We start from the raw sequence: 1,017 nt of genomic DNA on the forward strand, positions 1-1,017 counted from the left end.
GATTTCCTGTATTATCTCCCGTGTAAGTTACATCAGAACCTTTGCTTGATGTGGTTAATCGATTCATTGCATCGAATCCAAAATCCTCAATTTGATTCCCGTGCAGAATATCTTTTCTTCGGGTCAGATTTCCTTTTACATTAATGTCAAAATCCCAACTGGACAATACACGGCTGCCCACTTTAGCACTGATTATATCGGGCTGATACCACGAATCGTAAGTTTTAGTCACAACGGCTCCATTCCCGTAGGCATAAGAGGTAAACTGTCCCATATCATTGGTGACTGCCTGGTTCCAAATCAGTTTGTTGTTTTTATCCCTGATTTCAGTTACCAAACCATCTCCATTGTAGGTGTGGTTCACATAGTAACCTGTCGGATAAGTAATCCTGCTTACCTGACCATTGCCGTTGTAGGCATAACTGTTGGTATAGGTTTTGGTTATTCCTCCATCATAAATTTTTTCGGTATGAGTACTTGTTCTTCCGTATCCATCGTAGGTTGCACTCTCCACCACCTTCGAGTTGAGCAGTATCTGATTTATTGCCCCAATATTTCCCGAAGGATCGTATTGCCATTGGGTGGTTTCGCCACCAGATTGTAATGTGCGGGTTGTGATACGGCCTAATTTGTCATACGCATAAGTATAGGTATGATTGTTGGCCGTTGTACTGCTGGTTATTTGTCCGAATGCATCGTAAACCGCTGATGTGGTGCCAGCATCCGGATCAGTAGTTTGTATTATATTTCCCTGCTGATCGTAAACATGATGAATGGTATTTTGTCCGAACTTAATGTCTTTTACCAATCCGTTGCTGTAGTAATCGTAGGTAATCTGCCCTCCCGGATCTTTTGCCGATTTTACAAAACCTGCACCGTCGATTGTTGTTTCTTTCCATGATTCAGGATTGGTGACTTTGGTTGTAAGACCATTATACGTATAAGTTACCGAACCCCTGCCGTTTGGTAAGGTGGTTGCAGAAGGTCTTCCGTAAGTATCGTAAGCGAATGTTTTCT

The 1,017-nt window shown here is 42.3% G+C and carries 1 protein-coding gene; it reads right to left on the minus strand.

Going from position 1 to position 1,017, the window contains the following annotated elements:
* Positions 1 to 1,017: hypothetical protein (locus QUH73_RS20770; RefSeq protein WP_289532362.1), on the minus strand; the 1,017-nt coding region annotated here is incomplete at both ends.

It is taken from the genome of Labilibaculum sp. K2S, assembly GCF_030372765.1.
GTDB lineage: Bacteria > Bacteroidota > Bacteroidia > Bacteroidales > Marinifilaceae > Labilibaculum.